Source organism: Pedobacter vanadiisoli, from assembly GCF_042684385.1.
Taxonomy (GTDB): domain Bacteria; phylum Bacteroidota; class Bacteroidia; order Sphingobacteriales; family Sphingobacteriaceae; genus Pedobacter; species Pedobacter vanadiisoli.
This window is the reverse complement of the sequence record NZ_JBHULL010000008.1, coordinates 237,230-256,962: the sequence shown is the minus strand read 5'-3', so window position 1 is coordinate 256,962 and position 19,733 is coordinate 237,230. Positions and strand designations below refer to the sequence as shown.

At 39.0% G+C, this 19,733-nt stretch carries 19 protein-coding genes; 13 read left to right on the top strand and 6 right to left on the bottom strand.

The window, feature by feature from the left end:
* The first annotated feature begins 43 nt into the window (after nt 1-43).
* Both ACFSR6_RS09740 and ACFSR6_RS09735 read left to right on the top strand, forming a co-directional pair.
* A complete protein-coding gene (locus tag ACFSR6_RS09740) occupies nt 44-1,225 on the top strand; it encodes a formimidoylglutamase (RefSeq protein ID WP_379078180.1) in 1,182 nt (393 codons plus the stop codon).
* Nucleotides 1,226-1,572: 347 nt separating this feature from the next.
* Nucleotides 1,573-2,718 carry a redoxin domain-containing protein gene (locus ACFSR6_RS09735; protein WP_379078178.1) on the top strand — a complete coding sequence of 382 codons (1,146 nt, stop codon included), beginning with the start codon at nt 1,573-1,575 and terminating at the stop codon, nt 2,716-2,718.
* Between the two features lie 105 nt (nt 2,719-2,823).
* Here ACFSR6_RS09735 and purD read toward each other — a convergent pair whose 3' ends face one another.
* The 5 genes from purD to dcd all read right to left on the bottom strand — a co-directional run bounded on the left by purD (nt 2,824) and on the right by dcd (nt 9,764).
* A complete protein-coding gene (purD, locus tag ACFSR6_RS09730; RefSeq protein ID WP_379078176.1) occupies nt 2,824-4,095 on the bottom strand; it encodes a phosphoribosylamine--glycine ligase in 1,272 nt (423 codons plus the stop codon).
* A gap of 77 nt (nt 4,096-4,172) precedes the next feature.
* Nucleotides 4,173-5,048, bottom strand: a complete 876-nt coding sequence (locus tag ACFSR6_RS09725; RefSeq protein WP_379078174.1) for an SDR family oxidoreductase — start codon at nt 5,046-5,048, stop codon at nt 4,173-4,175.
* 114 nt (nt 5,049-5,162) lie between these two features.
* Nucleotides 5,163-5,924 carry an enoyl-CoA hydratase/isomerase family protein gene (locus ACFSR6_RS09720; protein WP_379078172.1) on the bottom strand — a complete coding sequence of 254 codons (762 nt, stop codon included), beginning with the start codon at nt 5,922-5,924 and terminating at the stop codon, nt 5,163-5,165.
* Between the two features lie 101 nt (nt 5,925-6,025).
* A complete protein-coding gene (locus ACFSR6_RS09715; protein WP_379078170.1) occupies nt 6,026-8,719 on the bottom strand; it encodes a carboxypeptidase-like regulatory domain-containing protein in 2,694 nt (897 codons plus the stop codon).
* Nucleotides 8,720-9,227: 508 nt separating this feature from the next.
* A complete protein-coding gene (gene dcd, locus ACFSR6_RS09710) occupies nt 9,228-9,764 on the bottom strand; it encodes a dCTP deaminase (protein ID WP_183766116.1) in 537 nt (178 codons plus the stop codon).
* Between the two features lie 71 nt (nt 9,765-9,835).
* Between dcd and ACFSR6_RS09705 the strand changes: the two genes are divergently transcribed.
* The 6 genes from ACFSR6_RS09705 (at nt 9,836) to ACFSR6_RS09680 (ending at nt 13,943) form a co-directional block, all read left to right on the top strand.
* Nucleotides 9,836-10,483, top strand: coding sequence for a 4'-phosphopantetheinyl transferase family protein (locus ACFSR6_RS09705; RefSeq protein ID WP_379078168.1), 648 nt, complete (start codon nt 9,836-9,838; stop codon nt 10,481-10,483).
* A gap of 11 nt (nt 10,484-10,494) precedes the next feature.
* Nucleotides 10,495-11,223, top strand: a complete 729-nt coding sequence (gene lipB / locus ACFSR6_RS09700; RefSeq protein ID WP_379078166.1) for a lipoyl(octanoyl) transferase LipB — start codon at nt 10,495-10,497, stop codon at nt 11,221-11,223.
* Complete coding sequence (locus ACFSR6_RS09695; RefSeq protein ID WP_379078164.1) at nt 11,224-12,276, top strand: serine hydrolase; 1,053 nt, start codon at nt 11,224-11,226, stop codon at nt 12,274-12,276.
* 99 nt (nt 12,277-12,375) lie between these two features.
* On the top strand, nt 12,376-13,035 hold the full coding sequence (locus tag ACFSR6_RS09690; protein WP_379078162.1) for an SGNH/GDSL hydrolase family protein: 660 nt from the start codon (nt 12,376-12,378) through the stop codon (nt 13,033-13,035).
* Between the two features lie 86 nt (nt 13,036-13,121).
* Nucleotides 13,122-13,610 carry a DUF5684 domain-containing protein gene (locus ACFSR6_RS09685; RefSeq protein ID WP_379078161.1) on the top strand — a complete coding sequence of 163 codons (489 nt, stop codon included), beginning with the start codon at nt 13,122-13,124 and terminating at the stop codon, nt 13,608-13,610.
* 6 nt (nt 13,611-13,616) lie between these two features.
* On the top strand, nt 13,617-13,943 hold the full coding sequence (locus tag ACFSR6_RS09680; protein ID WP_379078159.1) for a DUF2752 domain-containing protein: 327 nt from the start codon (nt 13,617-13,619) through the stop codon (nt 13,941-13,943).
* Nucleotides 13,944-13,948: 5 nt separating this feature from the next.
* On the opposite strand, the gene ACFSR6_RS09675 is transcribed toward ACFSR6_RS09680, so the two are convergent.
* Complete coding sequence (locus tag ACFSR6_RS09675) at nt 13,949-14,692, bottom strand: RDD family protein (RefSeq protein WP_379078157.1); 744 nt, start codon at nt 14,690-14,692, stop codon at nt 13,949-13,951.
* A gap of 190 nt (nt 14,693-14,882) precedes the next feature.
* On the opposite strand from ACFSR6_RS09675, the gene ACFSR6_RS09670 reads away from it, so the two are divergent.
* From ACFSR6_RS09670 to ACFSR6_RS09650, 5 genes are read left to right on the top strand one after another with little or no spacing between them, the layout of a single operon-like run.
* Nucleotides 14,883-15,836 (top strand): stage II sporulation protein M, encoded by a 954-nt coding sequence (locus ACFSR6_RS09670; protein ID WP_379078155.1) that lies wholly within the window; start codon nt 14,883-14,885, stop codon nt 15,834-15,836.
* 1 nt (nt 15,837) lies between these two features.
* Entirely contained in the window at nt 15,838-16,722 is an 885-nt protein-coding gene (locus ACFSR6_RS09665) for a hypothetical protein (RefSeq protein WP_379078154.1), read from the top strand.
* A 1-nt stretch (nt 16,723) separates the two neighbouring features.
* The gene (locus ACFSR6_RS09660) at nt 16,724-17,452 is read left to right on the top strand and encodes a DUF4129 domain-containing protein (RefSeq protein ID WP_379078152.1); all 729 of its coding nucleotides are present in this window, start codon (nt 16,724-16,726) and stop codon (nt 17,450-17,452) included.
* Entirely contained in the window at nt 17,449-18,639 is a 1,191-nt protein-coding gene (locus tag ACFSR6_RS09655) for a DUF4350 domain-containing protein (RefSeq protein ID WP_379078150.1), read from the top strand. The genes ACFSR6_RS09660 and ACFSR6_RS09655 overlap by 4 nt, the downstream gene beginning before the upstream one ends.
* Entirely contained in the window at nt 18,620-19,597 is a 978-nt protein-coding gene (locus ACFSR6_RS09650; protein ID WP_379078148.1) for an AAA family ATPase, read from the top strand. The genes ACFSR6_RS09655 and ACFSR6_RS09650 overlap by 20 nt, the downstream gene beginning before the upstream one ends.
* Nucleotides 19,598-19,733 lie beyond the last annotated feature (136 nt).

The following is a 19,733-nucleotide window of genomic DNA, read 5'->3' as shown; positions in this document are numbered from 1 at the left end:
TACGCATTCAAAAATAGATATTTGAGCCGAGAGTTTTAAATATATGTCATTAACGGATTTCTTTTCCCCAATAAACCCCGATCGTTTTACACCCAAACAAGGATTTTTTACAAGTCAGTTGGGGTTAAAAGCACATATTTACACCGAATCGTTTCCCGATTTTGAGGAACACACCTACGATTTGGCTATTTTTGGGGTGCTTGATGGAAGAGGTGCCGTTAATAATGAAGGCACAGCTCTTGCACCAGATTATTTCAGGGAAAAATTTTACAAACTCAATGAAGGTGCTTTTAGCAGCAGGATTGCTGATTTAGGCAACATTAAACATGGTGCTACCATTGCCGATACCTATATCGCTATTAAAATGGTGGTTTCTGAACTGGTCAAAAAAAATATTATCCCGATTATTATCGGTGGTGGGCAGGATTTAACCTACGGCCAGTACCTGGGTTATGAAGATTTGGAGCAGAAGGTGGACCTGGTGGTTATTGACAACCAGTTTGATATAGGCGACGATGACCATGAAGGCATTGCTACCCGATCTGACTGTTACCTGAACAAAATTTTTCTGCACCAGCCCAATTACCTGTTCAATTTTAGCAATGTAGGCTACCAAACTTATTTTGTAAATCAGGAAAGTTTGAGCGTAATGGATAAATTGTATTTCGATGTACACCGTTTGGGCGAATTTGCACAGGATATTACTTTAACAGAACCCATTATACGCAATGCAAACATGATCAGTTTTGACATGGGCGCTATCCGCTCTGCCGATGCTGCAGCAAATGCCAATACTACGCCAAACGGTTTTGACGGGGAAGAAGCCTGCCGGATTGCCCGTTATGCGGGTATGAACGACAAACTAACCTCAATTGGCTTTTATGAATTTAACCCTGCTTACGATAACAACGGACAAACAGCTTTTTTACTTGCCCAAATGGTATGGTATTTTGTTGAAGGATTTTACGCCCGCAAAAAGGATTTCCCATTAACACCAAAATCGCAGTTTATGATTTACCGTACCAGCTTAAAGGATGGCTCGGGAGAGATGATATTTGTAAAGAGTAAGAAATCAGACCGTTGGTGGATGCAGGTTCCTTATCCATCAGGGCAATCTAAAAATGAGCGCTACCACCTGGTGCCCTGCAGGTACGATGATTATCAAACCGCTGTTAACGGAGAAATGCCCGATCTGTGGTGGCGAACCTACCAAAAATTAAACTAAACCCATGCAATTTCAAAGTTAAGCTATGTAATTTCAAAGTTGGCTTTTCGGCATTTGAAATTAAAGCAACGCAAACCATTACATCTGATTTATTCAAAAATCTTGATAAATTTGAGTTAAATGCCAGCCCCCAGAAAGTAAAAAAACATTAATTTATGGTGGCTTGGAGGACCAAAAACGTAGCCAGTATAAAATATTTAAGCTGGAAATCGATAGTATAACAAACTAAAACGGTATAATAATTATGAAAGTGATGTTCTGATACAGAATCTATTATAATTTTACATAGCTATATGCGTTTAAGCGGTACAGATTTCTATATTTGGAGAACGATTAACTTATCCCACATGAAAAAAATATTATTATCAGCAATGGCTTTATTGCCACTTGCAGCATTGGCCCAGAAGCCATTTACAGTTAATGGCGACATAAAGGGCCTAAAAACCGGAGATAAGGTTTACCTTATTTATCAGACAGAGGGAAAAAGCATTACCGATTCGGCAATTGTAGCAAATGGTGCTTTTGCTTTTAAAGGAACGCTTGCTGGCCCTGCTCAAGGAAGTCTTTTCTTAAATAAAAACCCTTACGTAAACCGCCCCGCACAAGGTGAAAAATTAGACGCTTTATCATTATATGTGGAGCCAGGAAATATAAAACTGGCTGCAGCAGATTCTTTAAAGAAGGCAACAATTACAGGTTCTATTGTTAATGATGACGCAAAAAAGTTAAAAACATTAACAAAACCTGTAGCAGATAAACTTGCTGCAATTAATGCAGAATATGCAGCTTACACGCCTGAGCAAAAACGAGATAAAACCGTTATGGAAGCCTTGAGTGCTCGTTATGAAAAAGAAGCCGCAGCGATGCCTCCATTATTACTACAGTTTGCCAACAGCAATCCAAAGTCATTTATCAGCTTAAATTCAATTAACCAGCTGGCTTCAGATCCTGATCAGGCGGCCGCAGCAGAGAAAGCTTTTGAAGCACTTTCGCCTGAGCTTAAAGCCTCTTACACAGGCAAAAAAATTGCCCAAATATTTGAGGCGGGAAGAAAAACAGCTATTGGCGCACTAGCGATGGACTTTAAACAGGCTGATACTACTGGTAAACCCGTAAAATTATCTGATTTTAAAGGTAAATATGTATTGGTTGATTTTTGGGCCTCATGGTGCGGTCCATGCCGTCAGGAAAACCCAAATGTGGTAGCCGCTTACAATAAGTTTAAAGATAAAGGCTTTACTGTTTTAGGCGTTTCGTTAGATCGTCCGGGTAAAAAGGATGCCTGGTTAAAAGCAATTGCTGATGATAAATTAACATGGACACATGTTTCTGATTTAAAATTTTGGGATAACGAGGTAGCCCAAATGTATGGCATCCGCTCAATCCCTGCCAATTTCTTAATTGATCCAACAGGTAAAATTGTTGCTAAAGACTTAAGAGAACAAGCTTTACAAAATAAACTTCAAGAATTATTAGGCAGTAAATCGAAATAAGAATTATTATTAAGATGCCACCCCTGATAAACAGGGTTAACTGGATGAAAATAACAAACCCGCTGATTTTAATCGATCAGCGGGTTTCTTTTATAAACACTTTGGTTAAATCAAATCAAAGCCGATATCTTCCCTGAAATATTTCCCATCGAAATAAATCCGGCCGGCATCAGCGGTTGCCGATTGTAAAGCAGTAAACAGATCTTTTTGTAAACTGGTAATGGCAATTACCCTTCCTCCGTTTGTTTTCACCACATCATTTTCTAACAATGTTCCGGCATGGAATGCATTAGAATGACGCAGGTTTTCGATTCCTGTAATGGCTTTACCTTTTAGGTAATCGCCCGGATAGCCACCTGCTACAATCATTACGGTAGCTGCAGTCTGCTCAGAAATAACCAGATTAACCTGGTTTAACTGTTTGTTAGCCGTAGCTAAAAATAGTTCTACCAAATCGTTCTCGATCCTAGGGATTACACTTTCGGTTTCAGGATCGCCCATACGCGCATTGTATTCGATCACAAATGGTTCTTCTCCAACTTTGATCAGACCAAAAAAGATGAAACCAGTATAATCAATATTATCTTTCTTTAAACCTTCTATTGTTGGTTTAATAATGCGTTCTTCTACTTTGGCCAAAAATTCAGGTGTAGCAAAAGGAACAGGAGAAACCGATCCCATACCCCCGGTATTTAGGCCGGTATCGCCCTGGCCGATCCTTTTATAATCTTTAGCAGAAGGCAGCGTTATATAATTTTCGCCATCAGTTAAAACAAATACCGAAAGTTCTATCCCGCTTAAAAATTCCTCAATAACTACTGTTGCGCCAGCTGCACCAAATTTACCTCCAAGCATCAATTTTAATTCTTCCTGGGCTTCGATAGTTTCGGTACATATTAATACTCCTTTACCAGCTGCCAAACCATCTGCCTTTAAAACAACCGGCAGGGCATGGTTTTGCAGATAAGCCAGGCCATCTTCCAAAGTTTCGGGGGTAAAAGATCTTGAAGCCGCCGTAGGAATGCCATGACGCTCCATAAATTGTTTAGAAAAATCTTTACTTCCTTCTAAAATGGCACCTTCTTTTTTAGGTCCGATTACGGGAATGTGTGCGATTTCTTTATCTGCAAGGAAAAAATCGTGAATACCATTTACCAAAGGCTCTTCGGGACCTACTACAACCAGTTCGATGTTTTCGGTAAGTGCTACTTTTTTAATGGCATCAAAATCATTTACATTGATATTAATATTTGTACCATAAGCTCCTGTACCACCATTACCTGGAGCAATTATTAGTTTATCACAGTGCGAAGACTGGCTTATTTTCCAAGCGAATGCACTTTCCCTGCCGCCTGAACCTAAAAGTAAGATATTCATACCGGCAAAGATAGGATTAGTGTTGGAATGTTGAAATTCTGAACGTTGAAATGTTACAGGTTGAAATGTTGGAATATTTACTTCGCGCTTCTCGTCATTTGCTCGAGCATATCCCACATTTCATTAGGAATAGCTTCCAGGCCGTTCATTTGGCCGGCCCCCTGTAGCCATTCTCCACCATCAATGGTAATGACTTCCCCATTAATGTAGCTCGAAAAATCGCTAACCAGGAATGCAGCTAAATTAGCCAGTTCCTGATGATCGCCAACCCTTTTTAGGGGCACACGGTTTTTAAAATCGAATTTTTTGGCCAGGTCGCCTGGTAATAAACGTTCCCAAGCGCCCTTTGTAGGGAATGGTCCTGGTGCAATAGCATTGGTACGGATACCATATTTGCCCCATTCAACCGCTAACGATCGGGTTAAAGCCAAAACGCCGCCTTTTGCACAAGCAGATGGCACAACATATGCCGAGCCTGTAAAAGCATAAGTAGTAATGATATTTAAAACTGTGGCAGCCTGTTTTTCCTTAATCCAGTGCTTGCCAAAAGTGAGTGTACAGTTAACCGTTCCCTTTAATACAATATCGATAATAGATGAAAATGCATTTGCAGATAAACGCTCAGTTGGGGAAATAAAATTTCCGGCTGCGTTATTCAACAATACATCAACCGAACCAAATCTGTCTAAAGTTTTTGCCAGTACGTTTTCTACCTGTCCAATCTCCCGCACATCGCAAGCTACAGCCAATACTTTGCCGCCGGTTTTTTCTTCCATTTCATCGGCAGTTTTTTGTAGTACATCCTGTTTACGGCTGGTGATCACTAAATTAGCGCCTAACTTCAAAAAATAAACGCCCATTGCTTTCCCAAGTCCGGTTCCACCACCTGTAACTACGATGGTTTTTCCCTTTAAAGCATCCTCTCTGAGCATTGGTGAATTATAACTGAACATAATATTTGATTAACTGGTTAGTTGTTGAAATCGGTTAATTGTGTGAGCGGGTTAATCAGTTAATTATTGAAACTGTTTACCGTTCATGCGAATTGCCAGCTGTTAACACCGGGTTTACTTCCGCTGCAGGTTGGCTAAAATGGTTTTTAAAATATTACGCGTTGCAGGAGACCACCATTGGGCCAGCATTTTTTCTAAAGCAGCAGATTGGTCAGCAGAAGCCGCAGCAATGAGTTCTTCGCGGATATTCAATTTGCTTTGCGACCAGGTATTGCTTTCCTGTTCCATGTATTTTTTTATTTTACGTTCGGCCGCAGTTAACAAACTCTCGTTCTTTACGTGTTCATCTACCAAACCCACTTTTAAAGCTTCTTCGGGATTATACAACCTGCCAGAAAGTAAGCTGCGGGTGGCTTCGGCTTTACCAATCCAAAAGGCATACAACTGAAAAATACTATTTGGAACAATAATCCCTACCGGCACTTCATTTAAGCCAATAATGTACTGCCCTTCGGCCATAATACGGTAATCGCAAGCCAAAGCCATTACACAGCCGCCTGCAGGGCTATGCCCGCTTATTGCGGCTACCATTGGCTTTTTAAAGGAAATCAGATTGGCAATGAAGCCTAAAAATAACTCCCAAAACGATTTTGTTTCTTCTTCATTATAGTTATATAGTTCTATCAGATCTAACCCGGCAGAAAAAAATGGGGAAGTTCCTGTTAAAATTACGCCGCCGATATTATCATCGGCTGCAATATTTTTAAGCATATCATCCAGCTCGGTAATCAATTCGCGGTTTAAGGCATTCGATTTACCCCTGCTTAAGGTAATAGTTGCCAAACGGTCTTTAACACTTACTTTTATTGTATTCATAGTTAAATAGCATCAAGATTAAGGTATTTTAGTATCAAGATATAAAATATATCAAAGCATAAACTATGCATGCATACTAATTCAAATTTATCTATTTTTCTCTATTTAACATCATAAGTATACACTTTTCTTGCTAAATGACCTGCTGCATCTATTCCTTCTATTACTACACGGTAGGTTCCAGGCTCATCCGCACTATAAAATTCGAATTGTGCTTTCCCATCCTTATCTGTAACAACCTGTGGATTCCAATAAATAGTTGTTCTTAAATCAGCCCTGCTACTATTTGAGTTTCCTGCATCATATTTTGGCGAATAAAACTCTCTTGAAACCGTAAAACCTTTTGGGTTAAAGGTTACAATACCAGGAGCATAGCGAGCAGTACTTGTACCCCCATCGCCACGTTTGGTGGTAATGATAATTACACCCCCACTACCCTGCGAACCATAAATTGCAGTATTGCCTATATTTTTTAAAAGCTCTATAGATTCTACATCGTTTGGAACAACATTATCTAAAAAATCGGCTTCCATGCGCATACCATCAACAATAATACTCATGGGTATATTCTGACTGCGCATTAAATAAGGTACATTTCCTCTGAAAATTACACCGGGTAAGCGGCCCTGCAAGCATTGGGATAAAGTAACACAGGTAGATAACTGATCGGCTGTCAATATAAAATCGGCCCTACCGGCTCCATTTAAGTTGGAAGAGTTTTTAGCCGGATTTTTCTTTTCGGTAATGGTTACTTCGTCAAGTTTAATAGTCCGCTCTAGTAAACCTAAACGGGTCATCTCGTTAAAATAATTGTCGCTTTCTTTGATATACCTCATCAGGCTATTGTTCACGTTAATGTCGATATCAGCCCCGTTTTTATTTTTAGTTACAATCTGCCCGGGCACCACGTCAAGGTTAATATCTACAAACTTACGTTCTGTTTTCGTCCTCGCCTGTACCACAAACTTGGTACTATCTCCAAAACTTAAATTATCGAAAACAAATTTTCCTTCTGCATTGGTTACGGTATCTAAAATATACACGGTTCCTTTCGTAGCCATAAGCATTACTTTGCCGCCAGGCACAGGTTTATTACCTTTTGTTACCGTTCCGCTAATGGTAATAGATTGCTCGGGCTTAAAGGTAATATTGGGGCCAACATCGTTGATGATGTTTTTCCAAAGAAATCTTCTCCATCCCTGCGTAAGCATCAGGTTATCGAGTTCCTTTTGCGTTTGAAGATCATCCTTTAAAAAATAATGATTCGGTTTTTCTACATACCCGGTCAAATCAGAAGTGAGTAACAGCGAGGTAAGAATATTCGACTCATTATTTTCATCAGGCGTTACTTTTGCGGTATTGGTTACCGCAACCGAAAAACTACCTAAAACAGGTTTGCTATTATTGGTGGCATCGAAAGTAAAAGCAGACTGCCCTCTTTTTGAAGTAGAAACTCCTGAAGCATTGAGCGATACATCAATTAAATCGGCCTTGTTTTTAATAAAAACCAATCGTTCTGCCAAAGGCTGGTTGCTGCTCGAAAATAAAGTAAACTGAACAATACCGGTTGGCAGGTTTTTTTTGGGAATATTGGCCATTAGTACCTGTTTATCCATTTTAGCCTTCGAAACATAGTATACATTACCTCCACTTTGAGCAACAACCTTAAGTTCATTGCCATTAACAAGATCGGCGCCGGACATAATTTTAGCCACCACCTTACCCGTATCTAAAGCATTTACAGAAAGTGCATAACCACTTTTTACGGCTACAGGTAACTTCAATGTTTTTTCCGATCCATCCTTAAATTTAACCTTTGCCGAATATAGCTTCCCAGCCTGATTGTTAAACACAAAATTTCCCATGCCCAGATAACTGGTTGCAAAGTTGGTTACCTCATTTCCGCTTTCATCCACTATAGCTCCTTCTACATCTTCGCCACGACCATCGGCATTAACAGCTTTAATGGCAACTTTTTGTGGCAGTTCTTCAACAAGCGTCCCGCCTTCAGGCATAAACTGTACATCAACATTGTTAGATGTAGAAGTGATCGGGATAGATTTGATCACTTTTTGTTTGTTGGGTAGCGTGATGTTAGCAATAATTTTCCCTGATTTATTTAGGAAAGACTGGTTATTGGTAAAACTGATCACGGCATCGCCGGTTAAACTGGTTTTTACCTTGCCTTTGGCAACCGAACGATAATCTAGCTGTACGTCGTAACTTACCTCGTTTTCACTATAGGCTATGCCGTTTTTATCTTCGAAATGAACCGTAGCCGTAACTTTATCGGCATTGTTCTCTTTTGTAAAGTTATAAGTGGTTTTTGTAAAAACTTTGTTAGCCCAGCTATTCCCGATCTTAATTGTCTTATCGTAAAAGAAATCGGTGCCAAAATTTCTCATGTAATTGGTATAGGCCCTAATCCTATAATTGCCCTCGCCAAGCGAATCTGTCAACTTAAAATCGCCCCAGGTAATCCCTCCCATAATGGGCAGTTTAACCTGTTTTTTTATCGAATCCTTTTCATTGATCAGTTCTACGTACAGTATTTTACTGATATTTGAAGGTGCTGAGGTTTTGGTATTCACGACATAGGCTTTAAACCAAACATCGTCTCCAATAGCATAATAAGGTTTATCTAAATGAAAGTGAACTTTTTCTTGTGGATATTTGCTGGTGTAATCTTCGAACTTTTGTAAGAGCTGAGCAAAAGGCTCATCATCCATTTTAAATGCAGCAAAAACAATAAGTAGAGATAGAAAACTGATTGCGAGAGTAATTTTGAGTTTCATGTGGTTAGGTAACAAGTAAATACACGTCAAGGTACAAAACCTAAGGCATATTTTTATGAAGATACCGTGAAATTTAGTCCGACTTCTAAGTTTTTAGTTAACCATGCTAAAAATGCTTCAATTTATTAAATGGTTGGGCTAAAGCAATCTTTCATTTCCCCTAAAGAAAGTATCAATGTTTTGGAAATGAACAGTCAGTAATACTTGGCAACATCAGCCCCGCTTTGCGCTTTACTTCGTTGCACTCCGTGTTCGCTACAATCGGGTTTAGGAACAAAGGTTTGTGCACCCTGCAATCCTCAAAAATGAAATGCTGTTTTGGCCACTTAGCCCCGGTGAAGCGTTACCCTGCAGCGACGAGGAACGAGGAAGCGAAGCGTATAAGCGTAAAACGGGAAGAAACTTGCTGTTTTGCACTAGCATTCCGCTCCTTATAAAAAAATAATTTTAGGATTGAGAAATGAGCGGATTGTAGTTCTTGGCGGTGTGCAGCCCCGATTAAACAAATTTAAAACTTATTCTTCCACATCATGCTTTCAACCGGCCTGGTAGTTTTATTGTTGTATTTAGCATTACCTTTCGAATTGTACATCGTTTCGATCTTACCCTCAACAACAAAATAAATCAACTGGCCAATGGGCATCCCGGCATAAACCCTTACCGGTTGTGCTACCGATATTTCTAACGTCCAGGTATTGCAAAAACCAACGTCGCCTTTACCGGCAGTTGCGTGGATATCGATACCTAAACGGCCCGTACTGCTTTTACCTTCTAAAAAAGGCACATGCCCATGCGTTTCAGTATATTCTACGGTAACACCAAGGTATAGCGTACCCGGATAAAGCACATAACCATCTTTAGGAATTTCGAAATGTTCGATTTCGTTGTGCGCCTTGGCATCAAGCACACGACTTTTATAAGTAGCCAGGTATTTCCCTAAATGAACATCATACGAGTTGGTTCCTAAACATTCGCGTTTAAAAGGCTCAATGATGATGGTACCCTTCTCAATTTCTTCTAATATCCTGCTATCAGATAATATCATTTTTATGCGTATTTTTGGCCTAAATTATCATTTATTTAAGATAATTTTACATGTAATCTCCAATTTAATCAATGCCAATTGTTTACAATAAAAATATTGACCAGCATTCCGTTTTAGCAATCTGGAAAATTGAGGAAACAGAAGAGGAACTATTGGCCGGATTGCAGCTTAAGCAGCATGAACGCGATATCATATCTTCATTAAACAGCGGAAAAAGACTACTGCACTGGCTAAGCACGAGGCTTTTGTTGAGAACAATGCTTAACACCAATGAATACATAGATTGCCAGTTTGATGAACATGGTAAACCTTACCTGGTTAATTTCGATTATCATATTTCGTTAAGCCATTCTTTCGATTATGCCGCTGTAATGATCAGCAAAGACCATCCTGTTGGTGTGGATATTGAGCTAATCAAACACAAAATAAAGAGCATTAAGCATAAGTTTCTGAGCGACGTGGAACTTGCTCAAAAACAGATTGGCGATAATACAGAAGGTTTATATGTAGCCTGGTGTGCCAAAGAGGCCATTTATAAATGGCATGGCAAAAAAGGGCTTGAATTTAAGCAGCATATCCACATCAAACCTTTTAAACTTAAAAAAGAAGGTTCTTTAAATGCCATAGTTGAGCTTCCTAACGGCACCCGTGAGCTCAGCGTAAATTATTTTAAAACCAAAGATGGCTACATGTTGGGTTATGTAGCAAGCAATTCTTAAAACATACCGCGATGAACGAGACAGCAGAAAAAGTGATTGCAGCAGGTTTAATACCTACCAATTTTATCGATTGGGGCTTAACCGATTACCAGGAAGCCTGGGATAAGCAGGAAGCCCTATTGAATAAAACAGTGGCCATTAAAACCGAAAACCGGGTAAACAACACCCAAAACCCTACGCCTAACCACCTTATTTTTTGCGAACATCCGCATGTGTATACCTTGGGCAAAAGTGGTCACCCAGAGAATTTATTGTTGGATGAACAGGGTTTAAAAGATAAAGAGGCTACCTATTACAAAATAAACCGTGGCGGTGACATTACCTACCATGGTCCGGGGCAGATAGTAGGCTATCCTATTCTTGACCTTGATAATTTCTTTACCGATATCCATTTATACCTTCGCACCCTGGAAGAGGCCGTAATCCTTACCTTAAAAGATTATGGCATTCAGGCTGGCCGTTACCCGGGATATACAGGTGTTTGGCTAGATGCCGACAATGAAAAAGCCCGTAAAATATGTGCGATGGGCGTTCGCTGCAGTCGGTGGGTTACCATGCACGGTTTTGCCTTTAATGTAAATGTAGATTTAGATTATTTTAAAAATATTGTTCCCTGTGGTATTGATGACAAGGCGGTAACCTCTCTGGCAAAAGAATTGGGTTACAAACCGGATATGGAGGAAGTGAAAGGCAAGTTGAAAAACCATATTGCCGAACTTTTCAAAATGGAGCTGACTTAAATGAACAAACTTACCTTTATACTGGCACTAATTACTACTCATGTTTCTGCGCAAAACCTAGATGGAGTAATTGAATTTATCAGGAATAATCCTAAAAAAGCTTCGATTGTACTTATTGAGAACAGTAAGGAAGCACTCAATTTTAATGGCAATCATCTAATGCCGTTGGCTAGTGCAGCTAAAACAATTATTGCAATCGAATTTTCTAATCAGGTAGCTGCCAAAAAACTTAATGCAAACCAAAATATAGCAATAAGCGAACTAAGCAAATACTATATTCCATTTACCGATGGCGGTGCACATCCGGCATGGCTTAAATCTTTAAGAAAGACAAAGGCTGACAGCGTTTCTTTATTGCAGGTTGCCCAAGGCATGATCAGGTTTAGCTCAAATGCCAATACAGAATATCTTGAAGATTTATTAGGCCTAGCAAATATTAACAGGAATATTAAAGCACTAAAACTTCAGCAACATAGTCCGTACTACTATTTTACTGCCGGAGCATTGATGACCTGCCTTAAGCCTACAAATATTGATGAGGAAAAATGGATAGCGAAATTGGAGGCCATGTCAACGAAGGAATATATAAAACGATGCGAAGCCAATCATATCAAATTAAAAACAGACTCAACGTTTATCAAAACGTTCCATGCCGCAAACTTGTCATTCGGAATTCAAAAAGTATGGTCAGACAGGTTGGTCGCTTCAACTACTGCTGATTATGCAGGCATAATGCAGAAAATTAACAGTAGAAATTATTTCGAGCCAAATGTCCAAGCTATATTAGACCAGCTAATGGAATGGCCAATGGCATATCCAGGTAATCAAGCGGCTTTTAAACATTTAGGACAGAAAGGTGGATCAACGGCTTTTATCTCAACGGATGCCTTCTATGTCACAGACAAAAACAACGCTCAATTATCCTGTGCATTTTTCTTTAACAACCTAACCGAAAAAGAAAATGTAATGATTGGTCGCAATTTTGGAAATTTTGAAGCCAGCCTAATCACTGATGCTTCTTTTAGACAAAAATTAATTAGTGCCCTAAAATAAAACTAAGTTCAAGACTACTTCGTAAGTTGACATATGAAGATCTTATTAAGTGCTATTTTATTTTCTTTATTAACTTCGGGCTGCACAAAACAAGCGCCCATGATTAACGAACCGACAATCAATCCAGCCACAAATCCATCAAAAACAACAGGAAATTTCACCTATTTAGCCCTTGGCGATTCTTATACCATTGGCGAATCGGTAAAACAGGCAGAGTCTTTTCCTTATCAGCTTCAGAATTTATTAAAAGCTAAAGGCAGTGAAGTGGCCAATCCTAAAATTATTGCAACTACAGGCTGGACAACCGACGAGCTCCAGGCTGCCATTAAAAAAGAAAATTTAAGCGGCACCTTTAGTTTTGTTACGCTTTTGATTGGCGTTAACAACCAGTACCGTGGTTATCCGATCAGCACATATAAAAAAGAGTTTGCAGAATTGTTGCAAACAGCAATTACTTATGCAGGCGGTAATAAAAACAGGGTTTTTGTGGTATCTATCCCCGATTGGGGCGTTACTCCTTTCGGAAAGAACTCAGGGAGGCCACCAGAAACTATTGCCGCTGAAATTGATAGTTTTAATGCTGTAAATCAGGAAATCACGTTTGCTGCAGGTATAAGCTATACCAACATTACACCAGCATCCAGAAATGCAGCTACGGATATTTCGCTGATCGCTGCTGATGGCCTGCATCCAAGTGCTAAAATGTACGGACAGTGGGCCGAAACTTTGTTTCCAAAAGTGGCCAATGTATTGAAATAATTACCCCTTATTTATCTTGTTTTTAAATTAAAAAAATTACTTTAGTTTAACTATTTAAATTAATCACCTTTAAAAACAGTTAAACTATGAATGAGTACGAATCAAGCGGAGTAGCCGCGGGCATTGGTGTAGTAGCCGGCATTTTTTACCTGGCAATCATTGTTCTTTTAATTGCAGGAATGTGGAAAACATTCGAGAAAGCAGGCAAACCAGGGTGGGCAGCTATTATTCCTATTTACAACTTAATTATTTTGCTTGAAATTATTGGTAAACCAATGATCTGGGTATTATGGTTGCTTATTCCTTGCGTAAACATTGTATTTGGGATCTGGGCCACCAACCTATTAAGTAAAAGTTTTGGTAAATCAGAGGGTTTTACTGTTGGTTTGGTTATTTTCCCATATATTTTCTGGCCAATTTTAGGCTTTGGTCCAGCAACATACTTAGGCCCATCTGCAGCAGAAGCGCAAAACGGGGGTTTTGGGAATAATCCTTTCAATAACCCAAATAATCCGTTTAACAAACCATTCGGCAATCAAAATAATCCAAATGACACTCCTCCACCGGTAGTTTAATCCAGGATGTTTATCATATTTACATTTTGCAGCGCAATCAACCTGTTTGATTGGCTGCAAAATCATTTAATCACCTGCCCATTTAAAGCCTTAACTGGCTTCGATTGCCCTGGATGTGGCTTTCAAAGATCATTGATTGCCCTGATGCAGGGCGATTTATCCAAAAGCTGGTCGCTTTACCCGCCAACTATCCCATTGTTGTTTCTGTTTCTATCCGTTGGTTTGTTGTATCTGTTGAAGGTTAAACAGCATTCCCTGATCTTTAAAATACTGGTCATCGCAGTGGGTAACTTTGTCATGCTCTCCTACATACACAAAATGTTTTTCAGCTAATGCTTTTAAACGGTTATACTGGCTGTTAAGTAGTTGTAATCTTTTAACACCGTTTCTAAAAACTGCAGCTCGTTCATCTCACTCGGGAGTGTTACAGCAATATGTTCTTTGGTTTTAGCCGCCATGGCATAAATCAGTTCGGCATTTCCCGTCTGGTAATAGCCCGTTAATACTTCGTGGATCAATTCTATATCCCGATCGTTTAAATGGAGCACTTCTTTAAACTTTGGTTCGTATTCTTCAGGCAGGTTAAAGCTAAAGGCTACATTTGAAAACCCGGTACGCGGCTTTGTTTTAATCAACGTGGTTTTGGCCAATATATCGCCCAATCGCTGATGATTTTTGGTTACAGCTACCGAAACCAGTGCTACAACACCCCAGCCAAAAGGAAAGCCGAAATCGATCATCCTGAATAACCACCTAAAAATATACTGGCCAAAAGTGGGTTGTGTGCCATCTATGCTGATTACTTTTATTTTTAACACCTTTTTACCAAAGGTTTGCCCATCCATGGTGATCTCGCAAACCAGGTCGTAAAAAACAAAAATCGCTAAGAAAACAAACAGGACAACCATGCCCGCACTACCTGACATACTTGCTGATACAGCGCCCATCACAATAAGTGTAATTACAGCAATTACCAGAAATCCGGCAAGGTCGATGCACCTCGCAGCGATACGCTCCCCAAGTCCGGCAATTTCATAATCAATATCAATATTTTGAGCAGTGCTAATCCTGATACTATCCATATTCAAACATAATTTTTTTTAAAGATAGTTCGATACATCAACTGGTAATTTTTTACACCTAATGTTTTCTTCTATATTTAAGCTTAAATGGTGCATCTGCAATCTGATTTGTTTTACAGACAAGGTATACCTGGGTTTTATTTCCATAAAAAATTAACTATTTTAACGCCAGATTTGGTAACGCCTTTAAATGAGAGAAGCATTATTTGTTAAACAGAATTCGGAGAAATGGCAGCATTACGATTCCATGCAGCAAACAAATCCTGATGAGGTAGCCAATCAGTTTATCGAGATTACGAACGATTTGGCTTATTCAAAAACGTTCTATCCAAATTCTAAAACAACGGCCTATCTTAATGGCTTAGCTTCTAAATTACACCAGTCTGTTTACAAAAACAAAAAGGAAAAATCAAACCGGTTTATCCATTTCTGGAAAACTGAACTTCCGTTAATATTTCTACAGCATAGAAAACAGGTATTTTATGCATTTGCATTTTTCCTAATTTCATGTGCCATTGGTGCATTATCAGCCAAATACGATGATACCTTTGTGCGATTAATTATGGGCGACACTTACGTAAACATGACCAATGAAAACATCGCTAAAGGCGACCCTTTTGGGGTTTATAAAAAGGATAACGGGTTTATGATGTTTATGCAGATTGGCGCCAACAATATTTATGTTGCCCTATATACTTTTGTTTTGGGTATTATATTTTCATTTGGTTCTATTGTCTCATTATTCAGAAACGGCGTGATGCTCGGCTCCTTCCAATATTTCTTTTTCAGTAAAGGTTTGGGCCTTCAATCTGTCCTGGTAATCTGGATCCATGGAACGCTCGAAATTTCTGCTATTGTTTTGGCTGGCGCTGCCGGTTTAATTTTGGGCAATAGCTTTTTATTCCCCAAAACCTATACCCGCATGGCTTCAGTTTTAAAAGGGGCCAAAGATGGATTAAAAATTGTAATCGGCCTGATCCCGATTTTTATTGTTGCAGCATTTTTTGAAAGTTTTGTCACAAGGCATACCGAAATGCCTTTGTGGCTGAGTATAATCATTTTATTATCTTCAGCTGCTTTCATCATATGGTATGTCATTATTTACCCTATTAATATCCACCGTAAATTACCTACACTAGATTAACATGACCGGGAAATTAGAATTTAGAAAAAGAAGAGACTTTGGACAGGTGATTAACGATACTTTTACCTTCATTCGTCAAAACTTCAAACCCCTCATTAAAGTATATTTTACATTTTGTGGTTTGTTCGTACTGGCCAGTATGTTAACCATGTTATTGCAGCAATACAAAATGGTTAACATCATCAATACCATTGGTAATGGAGCAAACACCAAAGGTTTAGGTTTTTCAACTTTATATGGAATAGAGTATTTCTTAGCTATTTTATTCTCTTTGGCAACCTATGCCAGCATGAGTGTTGCCATACTTTCTTATATTGCCATATATGTACAGAAAGGGAACCAAACACCAACCACCGACGAGGTATGGGGATTCTTTAAGTATTACTTTTTCCGGATTTTTGGCAGTTCCATCTTATTACTTATCCTGGTAGGTGTTGCCTTTTTATTCTGTCTTGTACCGGGCTTTTGGCTATTTCCATATATCGCCATGATATTCCCCATAATGGTCATCGAAAATGGCGGATTAAATTATTCATTTAACAGGAGCTTCAAAATTATTAAAGATAATTTTTGGATTACCTTCGGTACACTAATCGTGGTGTGGATTATCGTTTATGCCTGTATGAGCATGGTCATTTTACCTACAAGTTTATTTAATATGATTGGTATGTTTACCCATAAAACGCCACATATGTCTTTAGCACTTACCATGATCACAACTGTTTTGCAGTCATTGTGCCAGGTATTTACCATTATACCGATCATTACCATTTCTCTAATGTATTTCAGTTTGGTTGAACAGAAAGAAAACCCCGGACTACTGGACCGCATTTCCAATTTTGGCAATACCGAAAAACCTATAGATACCAGACCTGAAGAATATTAAAATGCAACGTGTTTTTGTCCGATATCTGTTCGTTTCTCTTTTGTTTTTTATCCCGGTAATCAGCAATGCACAAACGGTTAAGCCTAAACCTGTGGTTAAGGAAGTCAGGATTGACAGTATTAAAATTACACCATCAAAATTTGATAAAGATTCCATCAGCATTTATAAAGAGCAGAAAGAATTTCAATATGATGAAGTTGGCCGTCAACAGCTATCATGGTGGGATAAATTCTGGATGTTGTTTTGGAGATTAATCGGTTCATTGATTCAAGGGGCAGCCTCCAATTTAATTTCGAGGTATATTTTTATTGGTTTGGGCATAGCACTAGTCCTCTATATCGTGATCAAAAGCATTGGGACCGAGAACATATTCAGAAAAAAATCAAAAGAAACCTTTCTTCCCTATGATGTAATTACCGAAAACATCCATGAGATTGATTACGAACAGGAGCTCCAGCGATTGGTTGCCGAAAGGAAGTTCCGACTGGCCGTCAGGCTTTTATATTTAAGGGCATTAAAAAAATTAAGTGATGCCGAAATCATCAATTGGCAGCCTAACAAAACCAATTACAATTATTTGATGGAAATCGATAAACCGGAACTTAGAAATGATTTCAGTAAACTTACCCTTCAGTTCGATTACATCTGGTATGGCGATTTCCCTATCGATGAAGTAAAATTTGACCCTATTAACCAATCGTTTAACCAGTTTAACAACCAGATTAAATGAAAGGTTATAAAACATATCTGATTATTGGTTCTATCCTGGTCATCTTTTATTTAGTTGCCCAATATAACAAACCCACCCCAACAAACTGGGCGCCCACTTATGCTGTAAAAGATAAAATCCCGTACGGGACCTATATTTTGTACCATAGAATAAAGGATATTTTACCAAAAGCCAATGTCAAGCAATCTAAAACTGCCATTTATAATACTTTAAAGGACAAAAACTTTAATAAAACAGTCTATCTGATCATTACCCAAAGAGCAGAGATCAGCAAAACGGATTTCGACCAGTTGGTTAACTATATGAAGGTCGGTAACGATGTTTTTATTGCCAGTTACGACCTGGGAAAAATAGAAAAAAACCTTAAACTACAAGCAGCTAGCGCCATGTCGGCCGAAGGCAGCACACTGAATTTTACCAATCCAAATCTAAAAACGGAGGCAAATTATGGTTTCGAAAGGGGAATTGGCAGTCAATTTTACAATAAACTTGATACCAATAAGGCTACTGTACTCGGTGTAAATGGAAATGGCAAGCCTAACTTTATCCGTTACAGTTACGGAAAAGGGTATTTATACCTGATTGCAGAGCCGGGATTTTATACCAATTTTAACCTATTAAATAAATATGGGGCAGAATACGCCGCAAAAACCCTTAGTTACCTGCAGGGCAATACCCAGGTAATTTTTGACGAGTATTTTTCTCAACAGGAAAACGTAACAACCGATGTATTGCGGGTATTTTTTAAACACCCGGAACTTAAATTTGCTTATTATCTGAGTATTTTCAGCCTGATTATTTTTGTACTCTACGATATCAAGCGCAGACAGAGGATTATCCCCATAGCCGATCCGCTTACCAATTCGTCATTGGCCTTTGTTAATGTAGTTGGCAGCGTGTACTACAATGAACGTAACAACCTCGATTTGGCCCTAAAAAAAATCAACTACTTTATGGAGCACCTGCGCAGCAGGTATTACCTTAAAACCAACGATATTGACAGTGAATTTGCCCAATTATTAATGGATAAAACAGGAATTAACGAAACCCTGTCCAAAACATTAACCAAACATTTTATACAGACGCCCACAATGGGCAATCTGAGCGACACACAATTGATTAATTTAAACGAAAGCATAGAACAGTTTTATAAAATTACGCAAAGCAATGGAACAAGAACAGTTTAACCCCCGTACCGATTTAAGCGCCTTACATACAGCTGTAAATCAGATTAGAACCGTACTTGGAAATATCATAATAGGCCAAAAACAGGTGATCGATTTTTTGATTGTTGGTTTGCTTGCCGATGGGCACATCTTAATTGAAGGCGTTCCGGGTATAGCAAAAACGTTAAGTGCCAAACTGCTTGCCAAATCAATCGATGCCCAATTTTCGAGGGTACAGTTCACGCCCGATCTGATGCCTTCTGATGTATTGGGAACACCGATTTTTAATACCAAAACCGGCGATTTTGAATTCAGGAAAGGTCCGATTTTCGGAAATATTATTCTGGTCGATGAAATTAACCGCGCACCAGCCAAAACGCAATCTGCACTTTTCGAAGTGATGGAAGAACGCCAGGTAACCATTGATGGGCAAACCTATCTAATGGACGAGCCCTTTATGGTATTAGCTACTCAAAACCCTATCGAACAGGAAGGGACTTACCGTTTGCCTGAAGCTCAGTTAGATCGTTTTCTTTTCAAAATCGAGGTTAAATATCCTTCATTGGAAGAAGAAACGGCCATTTTAACCGCGCAACATGCTTTAGTGAATAAAACGCTGTTAAACGAGGTAAAACCGGTATTGTCTATACAACAGATCCAAAACGCAAGGGCCATTATCCGCAATTTATTTGTAGAACCGAAGTTATTGGAGTTTATCGCCAAAATCGTAACCGAAACCCGCAACAATTCCTCCCTTTACCTGGGCGCTTCGCCCAGGGCATCGCTGGCTATTGTACACAGTGCAAAAGCTTTTGCTGCGATACAAGACCGTGATTTTGTGACACCAGAAGATATTATTGCCGTAGCCGCACCAGTGCTGGCACATAGAATTTTATTGTCGCCCGAGAAAGAAATGGAAGGATTAACTACAACCGATATTGTAAGCCAGATTATTAAAAAAATTGAAATACCGAGGTAAGTCAGTTTGCAGTTGCCAGTTTGCAGTTAACCGATTTAAGGAATTGCTAATGATCAGATCACAATGTTCAATCTAGTGATCGGTTTAGCCATCAAAAAAATTAGCAATTGCCATAACAGTTAACCATTTCAAATAA

What these genes read in the sequence shown, in the direction of transcription:
- ACFSR6_RS09740 (WP_379078180.1), top strand. Translation starts at nt 44, where the DNA reads ATGTCATTAACGGATTTCTTTTCCCCAATAAACCCCGATCGTTTTACA.
- ACFSR6_RS09735 (WP_379078178.1), top strand. Translation starts at nt 1,573, where the DNA reads ATGAAAAAAATATTATTATCAGCAATGGCTTTATTGCCACTTGCAGCA.
- purD (WP_379078176.1), bottom strand. Translation starts at nt 4,095, where the DNA reads ATGAATATCTTACTTTTAGGTTCAGGCGGCAGGGAAAGTGCATTCGCT.
- ACFSR6_RS09725 (WP_379078174.1), bottom strand. Translation starts at nt 5,048, where the DNA reads ATGTTCAGTTATAATTCACCAATGCTCAGAGAGGATGCTTTAAAGGGA.
- ACFSR6_RS09720 (WP_379078172.1), bottom strand. Translation starts at nt 5,924, where the DNA reads ATGAATACAATAAAAGTAAGTGTTAAAGACCGTTTGGCAACTATTACC.
- ACFSR6_RS09715 (WP_379078170.1), bottom strand. Translation starts at nt 8,719, where the DNA reads ATGAAACTCAAAATTACTCTCGCAATCAGTTTTCTATCTCTACTTATT.
- dcd (WP_183766116.1), bottom strand. Translation starts at nt 9,764, where the DNA reads ATGATATTATCTGATAGCAGGATATTAGAAGAAATTGAGAAGGGTACC.
- ACFSR6_RS09705 (WP_379078168.1), top strand. Translation starts at nt 9,836, where the DNA reads ATGCCAATTGTTTACAATAAAAATATTGACCAGCATTCCGTTTTAGCA.
- lipB (WP_379078166.1), top strand. Translation starts at nt 10,495, where the DNA reads ATGAACGAGACAGCAGAAAAAGTGATTGCAGCAGGTTTAATACCTACC.
- ACFSR6_RS09695 (WP_379078164.1), top strand. Translation starts at nt 11,224, where the DNA reads ATGAACAAACTTACCTTTATACTGGCACTAATTACTACTCATGTTTCT.
- ACFSR6_RS09690 (WP_379078162.1), top strand. Translation starts at nt 12,376, where the DNA reads ATGATTAACGAACCGACAATCAATCCAGCCACAAATCCATCAAAAACA.
- ACFSR6_RS09685 (WP_379078161.1), top strand. Translation starts at nt 13,122, where the DNA reads ATGAATGAGTACGAATCAAGCGGAGTAGCCGCGGGCATTGGTGTAGTA.
- ACFSR6_RS09680 (WP_379078159.1), top strand. Translation starts at nt 13,617, where the DNA reads ATGTTTATCATATTTACATTTTGCAGCGCAATCAACCTGTTTGATTGG.
- ACFSR6_RS09675 (WP_379078157.1), bottom strand. Translation starts at nt 14,692, where the DNA reads ATGGATAGTATCAGGATTAGCACTGCTCAAAATATTGATATTGATTAT.
- ACFSR6_RS09670 (WP_379078155.1), top strand. Translation starts at nt 14,883, where the DNA reads ATGAGAGAAGCATTATTTGTTAAACAGAATTCGGAGAAATGGCAGCAT.
- ACFSR6_RS09665 (WP_379078154.1), top strand. Translation starts at nt 15,838, where the DNA reads ATGACCGGGAAATTAGAATTTAGAAAAAGAAGAGACTTTGGACAGGTG.
- ACFSR6_RS09660 (WP_379078152.1), top strand. Translation starts at nt 16,724, where the DNA reads ATGCAACGTGTTTTTGTCCGATATCTGTTCGTTTCTCTTTTGTTTTTT.
- ACFSR6_RS09655 (WP_379078150.1), top strand. Translation starts at nt 17,449, where the DNA reads ATGAAAGGTTATAAAACATATCTGATTATTGGTTCTATCCTGGTCATC.
- ACFSR6_RS09650 (WP_379078148.1), top strand. Translation starts at nt 18,620, where the DNA reads ATGGAACAAGAACAGTTTAACCCCCGTACCGATTTAAGCGCCTTACAT.